We start from the raw sequence: 20,491 nt of genomic DNA, 5'->3' as shown, positions 1-20,491 counted from the left end.
ACAGAGCCCAAAAGCGGGCTCTGTTTTTTTATACGCCTCTCTCTCTAAACAACCGTTTACAGGCTTTGCCATCTTTATGGAACAAATGACAACGGTGCGGAGCGATGCCGACGTTAAAATGCATGTCTGTTTCGACTTCGATTGTGTCTGGTGCTCGGTAAATGAACTCTGAGCCGGAATGATCAAGAGTGAGATAAACTTGCGTTTCGTTCCCTAGCTTTTCTACAACCTGAACAATGCCACCGAGTTGCACTTCAGATTCTTCAGCGTCGGTAAGGTGTTCTGGTCTTATTCCCAATATCATCTGTTCTCCACCTACCAGTTCAGAACCATCAACTTGAACCCAGAATGTCTGGCCTTGTGAAGCCTGAACAAGAACACGTTCTGATTCGGCTTTTTCAACCCGTACATCAATGAAGTTCATTTTAGGCGATCCGATAAAACCGGCGACAAACTGGTTTTGAGGGTAGTGATATAGTTCTAGTGGTCTACCTACCTGCGAAACGTAACCTGCATCCAATACAACGATTTTATCAGCCATTGTCATGGCTTCAACTTGATCGTGCGTAACGTAGATCATGGTGCAGCCCAGTTGTTTCTGCAGTTTGGTGATTTCGCTGCGCATCTGGACTCGTAATGCTGCATCTAAGTTGGATAAGGGTTCATCTAGCAAAAACACATCTGGCTGCGAAACTAAAGTTCGACCAATCGCAACACGCTGGCGTTGTCCTCCGGATAAGGCTTTAGGCTGTCTTTCTAATAAATGGCTAAGTTGAAGTATGTCGGCGGCTTTGGTTACGCGCTCTTTTATTTCTCCCTTATCTGCCTTTGCCAACTTCAGGCCAAAAGACATATTGTCGTACAGGTTTAAATGAGGGTAGAGCGCATAAGACTGGAAAACCATACCCACACCACGTTTGGAAGGTTCAACGTCGTTCATCCGAGTATCACCAATGAACAGGTCGCCAGATGTAATATCTTCAAGACCCGCGATGCACCTTAATAACGTTGATTTTCCACAACCCGATGGACCAACAAATACGACAAACTCGCCTTGTTCTATATCCAAGTCAATGTTCTTTGAAATTAAAGTATCGCCATAGGCTTTGGATACATTCTTAAGCGTTACGCTTGCCATACTGCTTTCCTTTCTTGTAAATCTTTGAACTATAGGGATAATTCTATCTGTCGGTATTTTCAGCTATTCTAGCCGATTCTCGCACTGTCTGGGTATATTGCCCGAACAGACATAGAAAAAGATCCTCCTGATTTAAAGGCGGACAGGGGGAGTAGGTGGGGAGGAGTACGCTCTAATCAGTCATCAACGGAAGGCTTTCCCTACCTGAGACTTCTTGGGGCTAGTCACACTAACGTCATATTTTGTGATCTTAATCTTCATATAAACTCCAAATTGATCACGAAAGTGTAATACAGCCCTGAAGGCGTAGTGATTAGGATGATGATGTTTCATTGGAGGTAACGCAGTATTAGCCTTGCACCCTACATATTAAAAAGGATAACAATATGAAAGCTCCCATTCGTGCGATTGCACTTTGCACTCTTGCCTCTATCGGAACTTTGCCAGCGTATGCCGCGATTGAAGAAGGTCAGTTAACCATCTGGATTAACGGCGACAAAGGGTATAACGGTCTGGCTGAAGTTGGGAAGCGCTTCGAAGAAGATACTGGAATTAAAGTGACGGTAGCTCACCCTGATTCTTTGCAGGATAAGTTTCCTCAAACGGCGTCAACCGGTGATGGTCCGGACATTGTGTTCTGGGCGCACGACCGATTTGGTGGTTATGCGGAGTCGGGTCTATTAGTGGAGGTGAACCCTTCGAAAGAGATCAAAGAGGGCATCGTTGATTTTGCATGGGATGCGGTTACCTACAAAGGCAAATACATTGGTTATCCTGTCGCAGTTGAATCTTTATCACTGATTTACAATAAGGACTTATTGCCAGCGCCTCCAAAAAATTGGGAAGAAGTTGAAGCCATCAATGCCAAGCTTAAGAAAGAAGGCAAGTCTGCCATTATGTGGAACTTGAAGGAACCTTACTTTACCTGGCCTTTGATGGCGGCAGACGGAGGATACGCGTTTAAGACCAAGGCTGGTGATTATGATGTTAAGAATGCTGGCATCAATAAAGATGGTGTTGCAGCAGCCATGAAATTTGTGAAGTCTCTGGCTGATAAAGGCGTGATTTCTCCTGATATGGATTACTCCGTATCGGAATCTGAATTCAACAAGGGCAATGTTGCTATGACAATTAATGGTCCTTGGGCTTGGGGTAACATTGAAAAATCTGGCATCAACTATGGTGTTGCAACCCTACCTAAATTTAACGGTCAGCCATCTAAGCCATTTGTTGGCGTCTTAACAGCAGGAATCAGTACGGCGTCTCCAAATAAAGATCTGGCTGTTGAGTTTATTGAGAGCTACTTACTGACCAACGAAGGGTTACGCACCGTTAACGATGACAAACCGCTTGGTGCTGTTGCTTTGAATTCCTTCCAGCAGGAAATTGCTGCAGATAAACGAATCGCGGCTACCATGACAAACGCGCAAAATGGTGAGGTGATGCCAAATATCCCTCAAATGAACGCGTTCTGGAGCTCGGCTAAAAATGCTGTGATCAACATCGTCGATGGTCGCCAGAGCGTTGAGTCGGCATTAAGTGACGCAGAAAAGCAAATGACCAAGTAGATCTAAATGGCGGTACACTCAGGTATTAGGGTGTACCGTCTTTACCATTACTGACTTGATCTTATTCCATGATCACGGTGACTCAGGTCAGCAGACCTCATTATTTGTTTTTTTGCAGGTGCCAATATGCAGTCAGTGTCGAGCGCCGGACACTTCAAAGAACCGGCTTCTCCTTCCTCTTCTACAAAAGGTTCAGCAGTTAAGTGGCTGACTCTGCTTGCTGTATCCTTGCTTAATGGTTACGCAAGTGTCTTGATGTATGCTCAGGGTGAGTTTGCGTTCGCTATATTAACCGTTGTTTTAACAGCACTCGCTGTCGCCATTTTTGGCAACAGAAAAGCTTACGCTCATCGTTACATTTACCCCGGTATTGCCGGGATGATTCTGTTCATCATTTTCCCTCTGGTTTATACCGTAGGCTTGGCTTTTACAAACTACAGTGCGAAGAACCAACTGTCTTTCGAAAGAGCTCAGTCGGTGCTTTTGGCACAAACCTTTCAAAGTGGCGAGAGCTATCCTTTTCAGTTGCATTCAACTGACAGTAGTTACCGGATATACGTTAAACAAGGCGATGACTGGTTAGCCTCTCCGGCTATAGATTTCACACAGCCGCCAGCACAAGCCATTCAACTGGAGCCCACTGAACAGTTACGAGGCACTAAAGAGAAGATTAAAACGGTCATCAAGTACAGAAAAACGCTATCTGACCTAACGTTTAATGCGCCAGATGGTGCTTCTTTGACCATGAATGGTCTGAGAAAAATGGGGTCAGTAGCGCCAAGATATTCGTTACTTGAGGATGGAGAATCACTTCACAACAACGAAAATCAACTGACTTACAAACCTAATTTTGATATTGGATATTATCAGCCGTATGAGAATGGAGAATATGTAGGAGACCCCGTATCGCCCGGATTCATTGTGACCATAGGAGCTGCCAACTTTGAACGTGTCTGGAAAGATGAGGGGATAAAAGAACCCTTTATAGGTATCTTCATCTGGACCATTGTTTTCTCGGTGTGCACGGTTGTATTTACTTTGATGATCGGATTGGTGCTTGCGAGTGTCGTTCAATGGGAGGCACTAAAAGGAAGAGCCATCTACCGAGTGATGCTTATTCTTCCTTATGCGGTACCGTCTTTTATCTCAATTCTGATTTTCAAGGGGCTGTTTAACCAGAGTTTTGGTGAAATTAACCTGGTACTGAACGCATTGTTTGGGATCAGTCCTAGTTGGTTCTCGGATCCGTTTCTTGCAAAAGTAATGGTTCTTACAGTGAACACCTGGCTGGGCTTTCCGTACATGATGATTCTTTGTATGGGGCTTTTGAAAGCCATTCCTGATGACCTCTACGAAGCATCAGCAATTGACGGTGCAGGACCAATTAAGAATTTTGTTCACATCACCTTTCCTTTGATGATCCGACCGCTAACGCCTCTGCTCATTGCGACCTTTGCGTTCAACTTTAATAACTTCGTGATGATCATGTTGTTGACAGAAGGGGGACCAAATCGAATCGGAACATCCGAGCCTGCAGGTTATACCGATCTTTTGGTGAGCTACACCTACCGGATCGCATTTGAAGGTGCTGGAGGTCAGGACTTTGGTCTGGCAAGTGCTATTGCTACCTTGATCTTCCTACTAGTTGGTGGGCTTGCATTGCTCAACCTAAGATTTACCAAGTTATCAGAGCGATAGGAGAAGAATATGCCAATGGTTCAAGGAAAATCGCTCAGGTATCGAGTCTGGGCAACGCATGCCGCATTGTGGCTTTTTCTGGGGTTGATTCTATTCCCACTCGTCATGGTCATTGCGATTTCATTCAGAGAAGGCAATTTTGCGACAGGAGAAATCATTCCTTCTAATCCTTCACTGGAACACTGGAAACTGGCACTTGGGTTTTCTGTTACGCATGAAGATGGTTCCGTTACACCACCGCCTTTCCCGGTTTTGCTCTGGTTGTGGAATTCTGTGAAGGTGGCTGCCGTAAGTTCCGTATTGATTGTGGCTTTATCTACCACATCAGCTTACGCGTTTGCTCGTCTAAAGTTTGGTGGAAAGGAAACCATACTGAAAGCCATGATGATTTTTCAGATGTTTCCTGCTGTGCTGGCGCTGGTCGCACTTTATGCATTGTTCGATAAGTTAGGGCAATACATTCCCTTTGTTGGTCTAAATACCCATGGAGGGCTTATCTTTTCGTATCTTGGAGGGATAACTTTGCATGTGTGGACGATAAAAGGTTATTTCGAGACCATTGATTCCTCTCTGGAAGAAGCGGCTGCTTTAGATGGAGCGACGCCGTGGCAGGCGTTCAGGCTGGTTTTGTTGCCTTTATCTGTTCCAATTCTCGCAGTGGTCTTTATTCTGGCATTCATTGCGGCAATCACAGAAGTTCCTGTCGCTTCCTTGCTTCTTTCTGATGTAGAGACCTATACTTTAGCTGTAGGTATGCAACAGTACTTATATCCACAAAATTATCTATGGGGAGATTTCGCTGCAGCGGCTGTTTTATCTGCAATTCCAATTACTATCGTGTTCTTACTCGCGCAAAGGTGGCTAATTGGAGGATTGACAGCGGGTGGAGTTAAAGGATAATAGAGGTTCGTGATTTATTCACGAGTATAATAATCTGTGTACAATCAACAAATTGGTTTGGCCGCTGATCAGTTGATTCAAGTACACAAAAAATTACTTGGTTACGCATAGCTGGCTGTTAGCCGAGTTCCTTACATTTTGCTGACAGTTTCTTGTAACAACAGCCCGAGCTTTAAGCTTGGGCTTTTTATTTGCTGCTATAAGAAGCGATCATCCGGTAAAGCGTGTGAGCTTTCCAAATTAGAACTTGCTAAAGGAGACTTTGTGAATATAACAGGAAATCTTGACTTGCAAAGGCTGAGCGACACTTAGTAATCAACCTATCAATGAAATTGCGGCTCACTTCAATCTTATTAGTGAGAAAACTGTAAGTGAGGAGTGCTAGAGATTTTCCTTGCTTGATGGAGCCCAACCCAAGTGTTGCATCAATACGTATATGCTCTCCTGATCCAAAGCCACACGACGAAATAAATCCGCAAACACCTCATCACCTCCAAAACATGTCTGAATGTAGTGGTTGATTTCATTGGATTGGTAGCCCTCCACGTACAGAGTTCTTACCCACTGATATTCCACTGACTTAAGATTCCGGATTGTCTGTTCACTTAATTTCATCATTGTTGATTAAAAGCTTTTTGCTGTTGTGTATGCTGAATTTTGTTTCCATTGACAGGAAATTTCGTGCTTTCAGATAAAGAAAGCATCGCACATTGAAGCAAAAATTCGTTAAGAAATGATGACAGTGAGCGGTACAACAGGCTTAGCCGAAAATGATGTTTTTTCGCAAATACAGTGCCTTGGAAATGAGTGGTTTCGTTAACTACCGTGAAAGAATTTGTGAGCCAAATAAGAAAGAAAATAGATGTGATATTGCTCACGCTTAAGAATTTTAAGAAGAGCTCACTTTTCGTGCCACAGTGATAAAGTGAGCCATACGTTAAATCAGTTATTTATCTTTAACATGGGCTTCCATCTCAGCACCAATCTGTTTTCTCATTTCCATCAAGCGAATCGCTGATTCTCTGAGTTCAATGTCTTCTGGGGTAGAAGGCACCCATTCAGGGACTTGGGTGGGCTGACCATTTTCATCCACTGCCACCATGATAACGATACAGTGCGTAGTGAGTATCTTGGATGCGGATTTTGGGTCTCCTGCCTGCACATCGAGCGCAATGTGCATTGAAGAGCGTCCGGTGTATATGACTTTGGCTGTTACTTCTACCAGGTTACCTACTCGTATAGGGGCGACAAATCGAATGCCGCCTGCGTAAGCTGTAATGCAGTATTTACCACTCCACCCAGCCGCACAGGCGTATGCGGCGAGGTCAATCCACTTCATTACGGCGCCACCGTGGACTTTGCCACCAAAATTGACGTCTGTCGGTTCAGCCAGAAAGCGTAGTGTTATCTCTCTTTGACTATTGCTCATAAATTCCAATACCAAGTGTTAAAACTTAAGTGTAGCCCAGGGGTATTGGGGGATCTGTGATAGTGGTAACCCAGCGTAAATTAAAGCTCAATTAAATTGAAATAAATCAACAATAAATTGCATATTTATAAGCTTGGTGATTATTTTTGCGGTTGATGTCATGCATTCAAATGAATGCAATATGGTAAGTGGCATCGAATATCGTACTGTCTCTACGTTGCAATGACCCTAGCACTTTTTTGGCTGGCATTCTCAGTTTGCACTAATATTCTAGTACTGAGTTTAGAAATGTATTAGAAAGAGGAATTGAGAGAAAAGTTTTATAAATCTACCTTATTAGTATGTGGGTATTTCCCGTCTCAATACTAAGAAAGAAGTTATAAAGGTATATATATAGAATAGTTTTTTTTGCAAAGTCACTTGGCAATTGTATACTCTCAAGTTTCTGCTTACTTTATTAAGTCGGTTGACTAGATAAGAATGATGCTAGAAAACAATGAGTACGGAGATACTCTTACAAAAAAGGCATTAACATAGACTGATGGAAAATTGGTATTAGTATGGATAACGCAAGCAATAAAGCTAATATAATGTTCATTACCAACAAGAATATTCAAAGTAACTATTTCAAGAGTTACGTTGAATCGCATGTGCCACTTACGGTGACAGTGGTAGATTATGATGGCTTAGAAAACGGACTTCTCACGGGACAAGAGTTCATTGCACTTGTGGATTTGAGTGTTAAGGACAACATTGATTGGATCGCCGCAGTATTGGCTAAATCTGAAGAGTTGGCGGCTGTAGTCTTGCTTAATAGCGAGCAAGACATTGAATTTAAAGAGCTAGTTAAGTGGAAGAAACTTCACGGATGTTTTGGTGCAGGGGACGACTTAGAAAGCGTATGTAATGGATTGTTATCCATTTCTCAGGGAGAAAACTGGTTACCCAGAAAAGTGATTAATCAATTGCTGAGCTTTTATCAAAAAAATGATTCAAGCTACATGGAAGATGAAGCTATTCAGGTGGACCTGACCCGTAGAGAAATAGAAATCCTGGAAACTTTGAAGACGGGCGAATCAAATATTGAAATCGCAGATAAGTTATTCATAAGTGAGCATACTATCAAGTCACATCTCTACAATATCTTCAAGAAAATTGAGGTTAGGAACCGCCTACAAGCTATGGCTTGGGCTAAAAAACACCTGTAACGCCCTTCTTGCTTAAAAACGATGACAAATAGGCACTAGTTTAGGATGAATTGAAGTACTAAATTTAGTGCCTACTAAAATCATTCTTTTAACCACTTAAATAATTTCAATTTTTCGATAAATTATCTACCGAATTATCAATCATAATAACTAATCGCGTAGCTCTTTCTGGCTTTTATGGTTACACTTAACCTGACAGATAATATAGGTATCTATGTTCGTCTGAATGGTTAGGTGTGAATTAATAAGTAAAGAGGTACGCAATTGCGTGTACTTTAAATCAACACAACTATCGGTCAGATATGGATATGGAAAAGAAGGGCTTGATCCGCTCTTATGAGACTGAGTTTGCTTTCTTATTTCGGTTAGCTGATATTGGGATAATAGGTGGTTCCCTTTTTGTTTTAACCTTGCTTTATGTAGGCGAGTTTAATCGTGATTACAACCTTATTGGTGTTATAGCGATTATCTCGTATCTACTGTGCGCAGAAAGTGCAAACCTCTATCGATCATGGCGTACAAATACGCTCCGGGAGCAGTGCCAACTGACTCTCCTTCCTTGGTTTGTCGCAACCGTAATTCTTCTTGCTTTAGGTTACTTCACAAAAACAGGTGTCGATTTCTCACGTGTCGTTATTGGTGCGTGGTTTGTTGTCGCACCCGTTATCCTAATGCTATGGCGATGTGTTTATCGTTTCGTATTACTTAACCTTCGTAAAAAAGGGTTCAATACCCGTCGGGCCGTAATTATAGGTTTGACTGAACACGGACTAAAGCTGGCTCGCGAGATTGAGCGCAACTCTCAACACGGTGTAGTTTTGGAAGGTTTTTACGATGAAAGAAACGCTGAGCGCCTGCAGAAATCGACGTCTTACAAAATTCTAGGAAATGTTGAGAAAGCTTTGGAGCGAGCAAAAAAAGGCGAAATCGAACACGTCTACATTGCGATGCCGCTTCATGCTAACAAGCGAATCTCAGATTTCTTGGCTCGTTTTTCCGACACTACAGCCAATACCTATCTGGTTCCTGATTTCTTCACATATAACCTTTTGCACTCGAGATGGCACCACATCGGTGATGTTCACACACTGAGTGTATTTGATACGCCATTCAATGGTTTCTCTTCGTGGATCAAGCGTCTTGAAGACATCGTTTTGTCTTCCATCATTCTACTGATGATATCACCTGTGCTTCTTGCCGTAGCGTTAGGCGTTAAGCTTTCGTCTCCAGGACCTGTTTTGTTCAAGCAAGACAGATATGGTCTGGATGGAAGAAAGATCAAAGTCTGGAAATTCCGTTCAATGAAAGTGATGGATAACGGCGCGGTAGTTAAGCAAGCCACAAAGAACGATCCGCGTGTTACTCGCTTCGGTTCTTTTATTCGCCGGACGTCATTGGATGAACTTCCTCAGTTTTTTAATGTTCTTCAGGGCTCAATGTCTATCGTTGGTCCAAGACCTCACGCTGTCAGCCATAACGAAGAGTTTCGTCAAATAGTCGATCGCTACATGCTTCGTCATAAAGTGAAGCCGGGGATTACTGGCTGGGCTCAGGTGAATGGTTACCGAGGCGAAACAGACACCATTGACAAGATGGAAAAACGTGTCGAATTTGACCTTGCGTATATCCAGAATTGGTCGTTTGGCATGGATCTAAAGATCGTATTTCTGACTATATTTAAAGGGTTCACAGGCAAAGCAGCTTATTAACGCAGAGAGCAGTAAGACTATGAAGTATTCCGTAAAACGTTCCTTATGTCTTGTGTCGGGAATAATGGCGTTGGCAAACGTTGCTCCAATCTCAGCTGAACCTTTTGTCACAGAGTCTGGTATTGAAGTTGCCCCTGGGTTCAAAGCCCGGTTTGGTCAGAATGACAACCTGTTGAGAGTGTCTGACTCAAACGATGCGACTTCAACGTCTTTCCTTGTTGTCGACCCCGGTGTGTCTTTGAAGTTTCAACCACGAGAAAACGAGTTTCTTTTATCGTACAGACTCAGTCATGGGCGTTACTTTTCTAGCTCAGAAGACAATTTCACCGACCACTTCTTTGATAGCCGCAACTTGATCAAGCTGGGTTTGCGTCATGCAATCAAAGCCGACTTGAGAGTCGCGAGTTTACATGAGGCTCGCGGTACCGGGCTTACGGAAGGTGACAATACTTCATCAGCCATTGACAGACCGCTGGAATATTTAAATCGCTCTATCGTCACGACATACATTTACGGGGCTCCGGGAGCAAAAGGAAGAATCGAAGCCAAATTGGGTTACAGCGATTTGGAGTACAAAAATTTTCGCCATCTTGGCGGTGTTTCAGACTCCAGAAGTTCTCGCTTTAAAGACTATGACAATCGTTATGCTGGACTGAAGTTTGCGTATCGTTGGTTGACCAACACAAAGGCGATTTTTGAATACGAGATCGCTAAGAAGAATTATGACTTCACTGCAAACGGTGTGCCTTCCCAAGATAGCTTGACCCACAACTACTACGCTGGTCTTGAATGGGATGTTTCTGGGAAAACCTCTGGATATGCCAAGGTCGGTATTCAGGATAAAAACTTCGACGATTCTGACCGTGAAGACTTTACTGGACTCAGTTGGTTAGTGGGGCTGGACTGGAACCCGCTGTATCACTCAACCTGGAGTATTCAGACCTCACAAGTGGCTAGGGATCCTGATCAAGATGGGGACTTTGTAAAAGAAACCATTCTGAATGTTGGGTGGAAGCATTACTGGAGACCGCAGATTTATACGCGGGCAACTGCGGTAGTAAGTAATCAGGAATACACCGGGGCATTTCAGAATGGTGTGTTGCGTGATGAACGTGCAGTCGAGTGGTCTGCCAATGTGGGTTACGAGTTTAATGAAATCGTCGACTTCTTTGTTGGGGTTAAAAAGACGAACAAAACATCAAATTGGGAAGGTTACGGTTATGACCAGTTAGTCTGGTCACTTTCTGGTGCCATTGCATATTAGTTGGAGTTATGAAGAAAACATTTTTATCTTTTTTTGTCGCGATGCTCTCTTTGCTGTCCTTTCAGGGGCTAGCGGCGTCATTTGCGACAACTTACCAAATCGGACCTGGTGATCGAATTCAGATAAATGTCTATGGCGAGCCGGATCTTTCTTTTAACGAGCTTTTGATTAACTCAAGTGGCACCTTCGATTACCCATACCTAGGCGAAATGGTTGCAAAAGGGAAAACAGCTCAGCAACTTAAACTTGCCATTGAGAAAGGGTTAAAAGGTGATTACCTGATTAACCCTAAAGTGATGGTTAACTTCATTTCTTTTCGTGAAATTTACGTGAATGGAGAAGTGAAGAAGCCAGGCGGTTACGAGTATCAACCTGGATTAACGGTTGATAAAGCCATTGCCCTTGCTGGTGGATTTACCGACAGAGCTGCGCGTAAAAAAATCAATATTACGCCAAATGGCGAGGGACAGACTCAAAAAGGGGTTCCCCTTGGGCAGTCTGTTAACCCTGGTGACATCATTGTCATTGAGCAAAGTTTCTTCTAAATCATTGAAAATAAGAATTCAAATCTATGTTAGTGAAAAGTGACGACTTAAAGCGCAATGACGAGTTCATTGATTTAAGTAAATACATTCAGCTGGTTAAAAGGAATTTACTGGCTATCGTTGTCTTTGCTGTTTTTGTTACTGCTTGTGTAACCTTTTACGTATTGACCATTACTCCTGAATTTAAAGCAACATCTACGTTGTTAATTGAAAATCAACAGAAAAAAGTCATATCAATCGAACAGGTAGTTGGTGTCGATACCAGTAAGCAGGAATATTACCAAACGCAATACGAAATCATTCGCTCAAACCGAATTGCAGAAAAAGTGATCAGCGATTTGGGTATTGGTGTGATTGAAAGTGCAAATAATGCGATTTCAAATTCTGGTGAACCTTCTGGGCTGAAAGCTTTTATTAAAAATGCTAAAGAAACGGTATACAACCTACCCGTTTTATCCAACTACATTAAAAAGCCTTTACCTGTGTTGGACGAGCAGCTAGAAGACAGCCACCGTCAGCGAGTGTTGCGTGAATTTAAGAGTAATTTGTCAGTAACTCCGGTTAAAAATACTCAGTTGGTACACATTACTTTCTTATCAAAAGATCCTTTAATGGCTGCCAATGTGGCCAATGCGGTAGGTGAAGCTTACATTCAAAACCACGTTGAGTCTCAATTAGAAGCGAACCAACAAGCCTCTATTTGGATTAACTCTCGTTTGGGTGAGTTGCAGCTCCAGTTACAAGCCTCTGAGCTAAAACTGGCTCAGTTTATGGAGCGAGAAGGATTGGTGGATGCCGCTGGTATCGACAGTCTGGCTACCACTGAGCTGACCAACCTTACCAACCAATTGTCTGAAGCCAGAGATCGCCGTTTAGCGGCAGAATCCCTTTACTCTGTACTACAGAAAAATCGTGATGCCGACCTTTCGAGTCTGTATGCAATCAAGCAGGTCTCTAATCACCCACAGATTCGCGACATCCGTTCTAATGAAGTGGATGCGGAAAAGCGCGTATTTGAATTATCCAAACGTTATGGACCTAAACACGACAAGATGATTCGTGCTCAGGCAGAGCTGAAAGCATTACAGAACCGTTCTACTAGGATTCTGAAGCAGCTTGTTGTTGGTATTGAAAAAGAACTGTCAACGGCGTTGGAGCAAGAACGCGGCTTGAAGAGAGAGTTAGAACTGAAAAAGAAAGAATTCCAGTCCGTAACACTCAAGAAAGCCGAGTTTGAAACACTGCGCCGTGAAGTGAACACCAACCGCCAGCTTTATGATTTGTTCCTGACTCGCCAGAAAGAAACATCGGCAACCAGTGACTATCAAAATGCAATTGCCCGCTTTACGGACCGAGCCAGTATCCCATTGGTACCAGCTAAACCACGCAAGGTGTTGATTATCGCAATTTCAGCGGTGAGCGCATTTATTATTGGCTTAGCAGCAGCATTCATACTTGAGGCAATGCGAAATACGTTTGAGCGTCGTGCCGATGTAGAAGAGAAGGTGGGTCTTACTGGGCTTGGTAGCGTACCTAAAATTATAGCTAAGAAGTATCGAAAATCTAAGATTGGCGCTGAGCTGTTCCTCGATAAAGAACATAAAGACTTTGGAGAGTCGATTCGAAGTATTCGTACCTCATTGATACTCAGCCTTATGCAAAGTAAGCGCAAGTGCGTTGCAGTAACCTCTCCGATTTCTGGAGAAGGCAAAACCACGGTGTCTGTAGCACTGGCAGAGTCTTTTGCTGCTATGGAAAAAGTGCTTCTTATTGACTGCGACCTACGTAAGCCATCAGTTGGTGAGAGGTTCAGTCTTAGCAATGCTCAACCGGGTATGACCAACCACCTCTTGATGGGGGCAGAGTTGGAAGATTGTATTTATCACCATGAGAGTCAGGGCTGGATGTGATGACATCAGGTCTTCTGATACCAAACCCTCAAGAACTGCTTGGTTCTGAACAATATAAAGAAATGATTGAATCACTGAGCGAAAAGTATGATCGAATCATCATCGATACCCGCCAGTGAATGTAGTGAGCGATCCAATGTTGGTGGCTAACGTGACGACGTCTTGCGTCATGGTAGTGAAAGCAAACAGCACCAAGGTTAATCAACTGAATTTCGCGATTTCTCGCATGCTCAAATACAAGAGTGTGATTGAAGGTGTTGTTCTCAATCAGGATCAAAGTAAAACGCAGGATGCTTATCAGTACTACGGCTATGAGCACAGCTAGGTTATAAAAAATGGAAAATGTAAACACACCATCAGTTGATATTACGATCCTGTCATGGGATCGGATAGACGATACTCTGGACGCTATTGATAGCGCACTTTCACAGCAAGGGATTGACCTTAAGGTGATCGTTGTTGACCAGGGCTCTAAACTGACGGGCTGGCAAAATTGCGTCAGCATTGTCTTAAAGATTCTAGAATTCAATTAGTTTGTAATCGCCAAACTTGGGTGTACCTGGAGGTCGAAATCAGGCATCTGATCAGGGCACAGGAGAGTTCATTGTCGCTCTTGATAATGATGCAGAGTTTGTCGACGAGCATCAGCTTGCTAAGGCATGTGAGCTGATGCGTAGCGAGCCAGAGCTGGGCGCGTTGGCTTTCCGAATCTTGCGTTTTGGGAGTCAGGAGGATGATCTGACAAGCTGGTCTTACCATGACAGTGCAAGCCAAGCGGCAGAAACCACTTTTTACACAGACCGCTTTGTCGGTGCTGGTCATATGCTGAGAAGAGAAGCATTTGATGGGATCAAAGGCTACGACTCAGACCTGTTCTTCCTTCATGAAGAAGTTGACCTATCGAAGCGACTGATGAACGCTCATTACAAGATCAATATTCACCTGAGGTGGTGATTGGTCACAAAGTGTCTGCTGAGCATCGAGTGGCGTGGACTGGTGGTCGTTGGACGTTTGATGTCCGCAACAAAACTTATCTTCATTTCAAGTTCAGAACTTTCCTGCCAACTGCAGTTTTTCATACCGGCATCCTGGTCTGGAGAGGTATTCGTTCTGGTCTTATCTGGTCAACGTTTAAAGGGCTTTTCCAAGGTTTTGGAATGGTACCAAAAGCGGTTCGTGCGTGGAAACTCAACCAGCCGTGTTTCAGACGCACAAGCAAAGGCATACATGGATTCCTGCTCTCCTACTCAGGGGATGACCGTTATGCAGCGAGTCAAAATGCGCTTCAAAGTGCTAAGCCTGTACCAGTAAAACCAAAGGGATAAAAACGTGGAAAACCTTGCTCCAGTCATTCCATTCAACGAGCAGATTTTGGATTCGTTGAAGCAAACTTTGCTTGATAACTTTCGACCTCATTTAGAGAATCAGGATGCGATTTTCATCGATTATCCTGTCCACCTCAATGTCGGTGACTTACTTATTGCGGAAGGTACAGAAGCGCTATTTCGTGCTTTGAATGTCAATATCGTTGCCCGTATTTCAGAACGAAATCAGGAACGTCTTTTCTATCGTGATATCTCAGAAGACACAGTTTTGGTCCTTCACGGTGGCGGTAATTTCGGCGACTGTATCGCATCATCAGTCGCTCCGCGAGCGAGTCATAGAGGCATTTCCAATAACAAAGTGTTGATCATGCCTCAGTCGGTTCATTATCAGGATCCTTCTCAGTTGACTCAAAGGTGCCGCTCTTTAATTTCATAACAATCTTTATATGTTTGTACGAGATGAGCATTCATTCGACGTAATGAGTGAAGCCTTCGATGAGGCAACCTAAAACTGCTTCCAGATATGGCGTTTGCGATGTCAGATCGCTGGAAAGGTATTGCTCGCACTTCCGAGGGGACACTAAGCCTCAGAAGACGAGACATCGAAGCAACAGATACTGGTGAAGACGGCGACAGATTTGATTGGGACGATCTTTTCAAACCATTTGATGAACGTTGTTACAACATCGCCAGAAGGCTTGCCAGATATGAAAATAAACTGCATTTAAATTTGGGTTTGGATGCATTCTGGAAAATGGTACTCAATCACCTGATCAAAAGGGCGGTTGAGCGATTTACATCCTATAGCGTTGTAGATACAGACAGGCTTCATGGCATGATTTTGTCTTTACTTGTTGGTAACGATGTTGTCATGCGTGATAACAGCTACGGCAAACTGCGACGTTATGCTACGTGCTGGCTTGGATTAAAGCTCGATGAGACCTACGCAGAAGACGCAAAGAAAGCTGCAATGAATAGTCGTGTTATCAAATTGCTGTGGATTGCATTGAAAAGTTTGGCATGAAATTGTCTCTATCGCCACGTTTTCATTTATGCAAAGCTTCTGACTCCGTCAGTATTTGGTATGGCGGTGCTTGCACTGTCTATTGGTCAGGGGGCGGCGTACATTTTTGGCAATCTGTTTGAAGATGCACTGGTTCAGCATAAAGATCCACAGTCGGTGCACTTTGATACCGCGTTTTGGGGAGGCATTAGCTTAAGTGTTGCCCTAAGTTTTTCGATATTGGTAGTTTGCTGGTTGCTTGCTTTAGACACAGAACTTTTTGGTCTAATTGTATTTTCGCTACTCCACATCATCTTAGTCAGCATGGCATCGCTTTATGTAGCGATACTTCGTCGTACAGGGCGATTTGATACATTGGCAAAACGTTCGATGTTATCTCGCTTAGTTGGAGCCGCTTCAGGAGTTGGTTTGGCCTTGTATGGATTTGACAGTGTCGCTGTGGTTGCCCACTCAGTGATGATTGAAGTTGTCGGTCTGGCTTATCTACTTCTGGTTTCCAACCACAGAATTGGACTGAGCTTTCAGCGCAAAGCCTTTTTTGAGCTAGGTTCTGTTGGTTGGATGCTGTGCGTTCGACGCTTAAGTTGGGACGCTTCAATTCGAGGTATTCCAATTTTGCTCGGAGTGACATCAGGGACAGCGGCAGTCGGTCTGTTTGGATTTGCATGGCGTATGGTTGAAATGCCACGTAGTGCTATTGCAAGTGGGTTGCTCAGTTACGCGTTGCCTGTATTTTCACGTCGACAAAACGAAAAAGAAGAGCTGCGTCAACTGTTCCTGGCATCCACAAAATTCACTGCCATGATAGTCACGCCATTGTTTGTTGGGTTGGCCTTAGTGGCTCCAACGTTTGTTCCCTGGCTGTTTGGTGATAAGTGGTTAGATGCGATTTTACCCACTCAGATCTTTGCCATAGTCGCCGTGATTAGCCTTGCTCGGATCTATGTTCCAGTATCATTTACTGCGGTAGCAAAACCGAGTACAGCTTTGATTTCTGATGTAGTTGCTACATTGGTAGCGTTAGCCACTACTGCATTACTTGGTGCTACCTACGGTGCGATGGCAGCCGCATTTGGCATGCTTTTACGTGTTTTCGTAACGATGCCGTTTAGTATGAAAGGCTACAACAAAATATTTGGGCTTAGCTGGTTTTACCAGATTAAACCCGTTTCCGCTGCTTGGTTGGCTTCACTTGGAATGACGTTTGCTGTTGTAATCTCAGGGCAGTTTATTGAATCGTCATTAGCGATAATTTTCCTAGCCTCCTGTTTGATCGGTGCGGCGAGCTATGTGGTTTGCATGAAATTAGTGTATCCCTCATGGCAGCAGGATTTCCGCCAATTTCTGAATAGATAAAGTTGAAATGATATGAATAACGTCATTATTTTTTCAAACCATCTTCTTGCCTACTCAGAAACGTTTATCCGATCACAGGGAGAAGCATTAAAGCACTTCAAGGCTCAGTATGTAGGGAGTGATCAAGTTGAAAAAGGGCTTTCACTTCCTAGTGATCGTATTCATCTTGTTCGAACTGGCATGCTGGGAACTCTGGCGGACAATTTGTTTAAATTGGGTTTCGTGCATCCTAACTTTCTCAGAAGAATGAGAAAGCTCAAACCTGAACTGATTCATGCTCATTTTGGTCCAAATGGAATGACTGCACTGTCGCTTGCAGAGAAGCTAGGTGCCCCCCTTGTGGTCACATTTCATGGTCATGACGTCATTGAATCTCCAACGATGGAAAAACATGGGCGCTTGCATATCCGGTATATGGATCGGAGATCGAGACTTGCAGACAATGTGACTCAGTTTATTGCCGTATCGAAGTGGGTAAAAGAAAGAATGGTAAAACTCGGGTTTCCTGAAAGTAAGATCATTCAGCATTACATTGGTATCGATACTCATTTTTTTTCACCAGATGAATCGACTCACCGTGAAAAGATCATTCTTTGCGTTGGGCGCATGACTGCCTACAAAGGGCAACGATTCTTAGTTAAAGCCATGTCTAAAGTTCAAAAACTTGCCCCCGATTACAAGCTGGTGCTGGTTGGAGATGGCCAAGAAAAAGCGCAGCTTGAAGAACTGGCTCAATCCAAAGGCATTCGGGTTGAGTTTACTGGTCGGCAAACACCAGAGCAGGTTAAACAATGGATGCAGAGAGCAAGCGTGTATGTTCAACCTAGCATCAGAATGCCAGATGGAGAGGAAGAAGCGCTTGCCTTAGCTATTGTGGAAGCACAGGCAGTGGGGACGCCCGCTGTGGTTTTCAATACTGGTGGAATGCCTGAGGCCATTATTGATGGTGAGACAGGAACCGTGGTTAGCCAAGAGAACAGTGACGAGTTAGCCGATGCGATTTTGAACCTGTCTTATGACCATGAGCGTTGGGACCGATACAGTAAAAATGCCATTGGAGTTTGTGCGTCAGACTCATAACTTAGATAAACAGTGTGTAGCACTTGAGAGTATTTACCAGAATGTGCTGCAGCAGAATTAACAAAATTTAGTAGGGATACGTCAGTGAAACTTTCCGTAATTATTCCATCCTACCAATCTCAAGATAACTTGGGGCGTAACCTGTCGGCTTTGGCTAAGCAGATGGATAAGGTCGATGCAGAGGTATTGGTCGTCGACTGTTCTCCTGGAGATGAAGTCGACCAGATTTGTGCTCAGTACCCGTTTGTCCGTTTGCTCAAAGAAGAAAAACGTTTTAACCCTGGTGGGGGGCGTAATATTGGGGCTAAGTCAGCAAACGGCGATTATCTTATTTTTGCCGATGCTGATGTTGTCCTGGATGAACAGGCGCTTCAAAACGTCGCAAAACACGCTTCAGATGGAGCGAAAATATTTGGTGGCGCGCTGGATCTCGATAAAAAAGGGGATGTAACGCTTACCTCTTACATTGAGCATTACTATTTTAATCATGAAAGCCAGTCTTCTCGCACGCCTACTGAGCGCGCGAATTTAAGCTCGGCGCTTATGATCATCGAGAAAGCACTGTTTGATGAAATAGGTGGATTCAGTGATATTCCACGTATGCAGGACACCGAATTGACGGAAAGACTGGTACGTATGGGGCATACTCTGCATTTCTTCCCTGATGTGATTGGCTATCAGATTCAGGATTCTCCCTTCAAGAAAGTCATCAAAAAAATCTACATAACAGGGAATAATCTCTTCTTCCTCCGTTATCAGAAAGAAGGATGGCGGCATGAATAAATGGCTACTTGCACTGCTACTGCCTTTGATGATGCTGGCAAAAATTACTCGGATTAACCTTCGTAATCTCAAGTACGCATTCAGCCCATTCATGCTGCTCGTGTTATGTCCCATCATGTACTTTTGTGGTTTTGCCTGGATGCTGGGCTTTTATAAAGGGATATTCGTCAGTGATGGTATCGCAGCAGGTCGTTAACCATGGGCATTGCATTTTTTTCGCTGACCGTTTCTGAAATGGCATTTGCTTTTGTCTTCGCGATTTCCGAGATGAACATAGAGTTGCCTTTGGTGGCTATTTCTTTTGCTACCTGCTTGATTGGCGTAGCAAGCCGTGTTGTTTGCTTAAAACAGATTTCTTCGTCCTGGCAGTTGGGTATTCGCCAATCTCTGAATAAAGTCGAAATAATATGAATAACGTCATTATTTTTTCAAATCATCTTCTCGCGCATTCAGAGACATTTATACGGGCTCAGGGAGAAGCTCTTACCCAATATCGAGCACAATATTTTGGTAGTGACAGAGTAGAGTCTGGGCTTCAATTACCAGAAGCGAGAACGCATATAGTGAAATCTGGGATGTTCGGAGTCATAACCGACAGGCTGCTCAAGCTAGGTATAATTTTGCCTAATCTTCTGAGCCGCTTTAAGTCTTTGCGACCAGATCTTATACATGCTCATTTTGGTCCTAATGGATTGACGGCTTTATCTCTTGCCGAAAAATTAGATACTCCGCTAGTTGTAACTTTTCATGGTTTTGATGTGATTGAACGCCCTTCATTGGAAAAGCACGGGCGATTGCACTTGCGGTATATGGATAAGCGTTTTGAACTGGCTGACAGGGCGACTCAGTTTATTGCCGTTTCAGACTCGATTAAAGAACGAATGGTACGCCTTGGGTTTCCTGAAGACAAAATCATACGTCATTACATTGGTATAGATACTGATTTCTTTACGCCCTCTGAAAGCATAAAACGAGAAAAAATCATTTTGTGTGTCGGTCGAATGATTCCAATAAAAGGGCACCGATTTCTGATTGAAGCTATGTCGAAAGTTCAAAAACTTGCCCCTGACTACAAGCTGGTGCTGGTGGGAGATGGTGAAGAAAAAGCCCATCTTGAAAAACTGGCTCACTCAAAAGACATTCAGGTTGAGTTTACTGGTCGGCAGACACCAGAACAGGTCAAACATTGGATGCAAAGAGCAAGCGTGTATGTACAACCAAGCGTCAGAATGCCTAATGGGCAGGAAGAGGCGCTTGCTCTGACTATTGTGGAAGCGCAGGCAGTAGGGACGCCGGCTGTGGTTTTCAATACTGGCGGCATGCCTGAAGCCATTATTGATGGTGAGACTGGGACTGTGGTCAGCGAAGAAAGCGTTGACGAGTTGGCCGATGCGATTGTTAACCTGTCTTATGACCATGAGCGTTGGGACCGATACAGTAAGAATGCTGTCGAGTTTGTTCATAAGACTCACAACTTAGGTAAACAGTGTGCAGCACTTGAAAGCATTTATAAAAATGTGCTGCAGCAGGATTAACTAAATTTAGTAGGGATAC

23 protein-coding genes are annotated in these 20,491 nt (G+C 43.7%); 20 read left to right on the top strand and 3 right to left on the bottom strand.

Translation table 11 applies throughout. From position 1 onward, the window contains the following. Window positions 1-28 precede the first annotated feature (28 nt). A complete protein-coding gene (gene malK / locus INR79_RS26685; RefSeq protein ID WP_223097878.1) occupies window positions 29-1,138 on the bottom strand; it encodes a maltose/maltodextrin ABC transporter ATP-binding protein MalK in 1,110 nt (369 codons plus the stop codon). Window positions 1,139-1,524: 386 nt separating this feature from the next. Between malK and malE the strand changes: the two genes are divergently transcribed. From malE to malG, 3 genes are all read left to right on the top strand, one after another. Then, the gene (malE, locus tag INR79_RS26680) at window positions 1,525-2,706 is read left to right on the top strand and encodes a maltose/maltodextrin ABC transporter substrate-binding protein MalE (RefSeq protein ID WP_223097877.1); all 1,182 of its coding nucleotides are present in this window, start codon (window positions 1,525-1,527) and stop codon (window positions 2,704-2,706) included. A 126-nt stretch (window positions 2,707-2,832) separates the two neighbouring features. Then, the gene (malF, locus tag INR79_RS26675) at window positions 2,833-4,404 is read left to right on the top strand and encodes a maltose ABC transporter permease MalF (protein ID WP_022603232.1); all 1,572 of its coding nucleotides are present in this window, start codon (window positions 2,833-2,835) and stop codon (window positions 4,402-4,404) included. 9 nt (window positions 4,405-4,413) lie between these two features. Beyond that, a complete protein-coding gene (malG, locus tag INR79_RS26670; protein WP_004399946.1) occupies window positions 4,414-5,304 on the top strand; it encodes a maltose ABC transporter permease MalG in 891 nt (296 codons plus the stop codon). Window positions 5,305-5,685: 381 nt separating this feature from the next. Here the strand turns inward: malG and INR79_RS26665 are convergent, their stop codons facing one another. Then, window positions 5,686-5,922, bottom strand: coding sequence for a hypothetical protein (locus INR79_RS26665; RefSeq protein WP_022561796.1), 237 nt, complete (start codon window positions 5,920-5,922; stop codon window positions 5,686-5,688). 328 nt (window positions 5,923-6,250) lie between these two features. Further along, complete coding sequence (locus INR79_RS26660; RefSeq protein WP_004403402.1) at window positions 6,251-6,733, bottom strand: acyl-CoA thioesterase; 483 nt, start codon at window positions 6,731-6,733, stop codon at window positions 6,251-6,253. Between the two features lie 560 nt (window positions 6,734-7,293). On the opposite strand from INR79_RS26660, the gene INR79_RS26655 reads away from it, so the two are divergent. The 17 genes from INR79_RS26655 (at window position 7,294) to INR79_RS26580 (ending at window position 20,472) form a co-directional block, all read left to right on the top strand. Beyond that, window positions 7,294-7,941, top strand: coding sequence for a LuxR C-terminal-related transcriptional regulator (locus INR79_RS26655; protein ID WP_223097876.1), 648 nt, complete (start codon window positions 7,294-7,296; stop codon window positions 7,939-7,941). Between the two features lie 308 nt (window positions 7,942-8,249). Continuing rightward, on the top strand, window positions 8,250-9,650 hold the full coding sequence (locus INR79_RS26650) for an undecaprenyl-phosphate glucose phosphotransferase (RefSeq protein WP_004403373.1): 1,401 nt from the start codon (window positions 8,250-8,252) through the stop codon (window positions 9,648-9,650). A gap of 19 nt (window positions 9,651-9,669) precedes the next feature. Further along, the gene (locus tag INR79_RS26645; RefSeq protein ID WP_022590655.1) at window positions 9,670-10,914 is read left to right on the top strand and encodes an outer membrane beta-barrel protein; all 1,245 of its coding nucleotides are present in this window, start codon (window positions 9,670-9,672) and stop codon (window positions 10,912-10,914) included. An 8-nt stretch (window positions 10,915-10,922) separates the two neighbouring features. Further along, a complete protein-coding gene (locus INR79_RS26640) occupies window positions 10,923-11,459 on the top strand; it encodes a polysaccharide biosynthesis/export family protein (RefSeq protein WP_004401477.1) in 537 nt (178 codons plus the stop codon). Between the two features lie 26 nt (window positions 11,460-11,485). Next, a complete protein-coding gene (locus INR79_RS26635; RefSeq protein WP_223097875.1) occupies window positions 11,486-13,369 on the top strand; it encodes a GumC family protein in 1,884 nt (627 codons plus the stop codon). Window positions 13,370-13,493: 124 nt separating this feature from the next. Beyond that, complete coding sequence (locus INR79_RS26630) at window positions 13,494-13,694, top strand: hypothetical protein (RefSeq protein ID WP_223097874.1); 201 nt, start codon at window positions 13,494-13,496, stop codon at window positions 13,692-13,694. 10 nt (window positions 13,695-13,704) lie between these two features. Next, window positions 13,705-13,902, top strand: a complete 198-nt coding sequence (locus tag INR79_RS26625; protein WP_223097870.1) for a glycosyltransferase family 2 protein — start codon at window positions 13,705-13,707, stop codon at window positions 13,900-13,902. A gap of 16 nt (window positions 13,903-13,918) precedes the next feature. Then, on the top strand, window positions 13,919-14,323 hold the full coding sequence (locus tag INR79_RS26620; protein WP_223097867.1) for a glycosyltransferase: 405 nt from the start codon (window positions 13,919-13,921) through the stop codon (window positions 14,321-14,323). Between the two features lie 60 nt (window positions 14,324-14,383). After that, window positions 14,384-14,680, top strand: a complete 297-nt coding sequence (locus tag INR79_RS26615) for a hypothetical protein (protein ID WP_223097865.1) — start codon at window positions 14,384-14,386, stop codon at window positions 14,678-14,680. Window positions 14,681-14,698: 18 nt separating this feature from the next. After that, window positions 14,699-15,130, top strand: coding sequence for a polysaccharide pyruvyl transferase family protein (locus tag INR79_RS26610; RefSeq protein ID WP_223097863.1), 432 nt, complete (start codon window positions 14,699-14,701; stop codon window positions 15,128-15,130). A 99-nt stretch (window positions 15,131-15,229) separates the two neighbouring features. Beyond that, on the top strand, window positions 15,230-15,718 hold the full coding sequence (locus tag INR79_RS26605; RefSeq protein WP_223097861.1) for a hypothetical protein: 489 nt from the start codon (window positions 15,230-15,232) through the stop codon (window positions 15,716-15,718). A gap of 24 nt (window positions 15,719-15,742) precedes the next feature. Next, a complete protein-coding gene (locus INR79_RS26600; protein ID WP_262415481.1) occupies window positions 15,743-17,074 on the top strand; it encodes an oligosaccharide flippase family protein in 1,332 nt (443 codons plus the stop codon). A gap of 12 nt (window positions 17,075-17,086) precedes the next feature. Next, complete coding sequence (locus INR79_RS26595; RefSeq protein WP_223097857.1) at window positions 17,087-18,154, top strand: glycosyltransferase; 1,068 nt, start codon at window positions 17,087-17,089, stop codon at window positions 18,152-18,154. 84 nt (window positions 18,155-18,238) lie between these two features. Continuing rightward, entirely contained in the window at window positions 18,239-18,937 is a 699-nt protein-coding gene (locus tag INR79_RS26590; protein WP_262415433.1) for a glycosyltransferase family 2 protein, read from the top strand. Continuing rightward, window positions 18,930-19,133 carry a hypothetical protein gene (locus tag INR79_RS28225; RefSeq protein WP_262415432.1) on the top strand — a complete coding sequence of 68 codons (204 nt, stop codon included), beginning with the start codon at window positions 18,930-18,932 and terminating at the stop codon, window positions 19,131-19,133. Before INR79_RS26590 ends, INR79_RS28225 begins: the two co-directional genes overlap by 8 nt. A 2-nt stretch (window positions 19,134-19,135) precedes the next feature. Continuing rightward, window positions 19,136-19,348, top strand: a complete 213-nt coding sequence (locus INR79_RS26585) for a hypothetical protein (RefSeq protein WP_045964905.1) — start codon at window positions 19,136-19,138, stop codon at window positions 19,346-19,348. Beyond that, window positions 19,345-20,472, top strand: a complete 1,128-nt coding sequence (locus tag INR79_RS26580) for a glycosyltransferase (protein ID WP_045964907.1) — start codon at window positions 19,345-19,347, stop codon at window positions 20,470-20,472. Before INR79_RS26585 ends, INR79_RS26580 begins: the two co-directional genes overlap by 4 nt. The last annotated feature ends 19 nt before the right edge of the window (window positions 20,473-20,491 follow it).

It is taken from the genome of Vibrio sp. SCSIO 43132 (assembly GCF_019904195.1).
Classification (GTDB): domain Bacteria; phylum Pseudomonadota; class Gammaproteobacteria; order Enterobacterales; family Vibrionaceae; genus Vibrio; species Vibrio nigripulchritudo.
The sequence above is the reverse complement of the archived record's forward strand: the minus strand, read 5'-3'. Positions and strand labels throughout refer to the sequence as shown.

Excerpts from the sequence above, each read along its gene's own strand:
- malK (WP_223097878.1), bottom strand. The coding sequence starts at position 1,138 with ATGGCAAGCGTAACGCTTAAGAATGTATCCAAAGCCTATGGCGATACT.
- malE (WP_223097877.1), top strand. The coding sequence starts at position 1,525 with ATGAAAGCTCCCATTCGTGCGATTGCACTTTGCACTCTTGCCTCTATC.
- malF (WP_022603232.1), top strand. The coding sequence starts at position 2,833 with ATGCAGTCAGTGTCGAGCGCCGGACACTTCAAAGAACCGGCTTCTCCT.
- malG (WP_004399946.1), top strand. The coding sequence starts at position 4,414 with ATGCCAATGGTTCAAGGAAAATCGCTCAGGTATCGAGTCTGGGCAACG.
- INR79_RS26665 (WP_022561796.1), bottom strand. The coding sequence starts at position 5,922 with ATGATGAAATTAAGTGAACAGACAATCCGGAATCTTAAGTCAGTGGAA.
- INR79_RS26660 (WP_004403402.1), bottom strand. The coding sequence starts at position 6,733 with ATGAGCAATAGTCAAAGAGAGATAACACTACGCTTTCTGGCTGAACCG.
- INR79_RS26655 (WP_223097876.1), top strand. The coding sequence starts at position 7,294 with ATGGATAACGCAAGCAATAAAGCTAATATAATGTTCATTACCAACAAG.
- INR79_RS26650 (WP_004403373.1), top strand. The coding sequence starts at position 8,250 with ATGGAAAAGAAGGGCTTGATCCGCTCTTATGAGACTGAGTTTGCTTTC.
- INR79_RS26645 (WP_022590655.1), top strand. The coding sequence starts at position 9,670 with ATGAAGTATTCCGTAAAACGTTCCTTATGTCTTGTGTCGGGAATAATG.
- INR79_RS26640 (WP_004401477.1), top strand. The coding sequence starts at position 10,923 with ATGAAGAAAACATTTTTATCTTTTTTTGTCGCGATGCTCTCTTTGCTG.
- INR79_RS26635 (WP_223097875.1), top strand. The coding sequence starts at position 11,486 with ATGTTAGTGAAAAGTGACGACTTAAAGCGCAATGACGAGTTCATTGAT.
- INR79_RS26625 (WP_223097870.1), top strand. The coding sequence starts at position 13,705 with ATGGAAAATGTAAACACACCATCAGTTGATATTACGATCCTGTCATGG.
- INR79_RS26615 (WP_223097865.1), top strand. The coding sequence starts at position 14,384 with ATGTCCGCAACAAAACTTATCTTCATTTCAAGTTCAGAACTTTCCTGC.
- INR79_RS26605 (WP_223097861.1), top strand. The coding sequence starts at position 15,230 with ATGTCAGATCGCTGGAAAGGTATTGCTCGCACTTCCGAGGGGACACTA.
- INR79_RS26595 (WP_223097857.1), top strand. The coding sequence starts at position 17,087 with ATGAATAACGTCATTATTTTTTCAAACCATCTTCTTGCCTACTCAGAA.
- INR79_RS28225 (WP_262415432.1), top strand. The coding sequence starts at position 18,930 with ATGAATAAATGGCTACTTGCACTGCTACTGCCTTTGATGATGCTGGCA.
- INR79_RS26585 (WP_045964905.1), top strand. The coding sequence starts at position 19,136 with ATGGGCATTGCATTTTTTTCGCTGACCGTTTCTGAAATGGCATTTGCT.
- INR79_RS26580 (WP_045964907.1), top strand. The coding sequence starts at position 19,345 with ATGAATAACGTCATTATTTTTTCAAATCATCTTCTCGCGCATTCAGAG.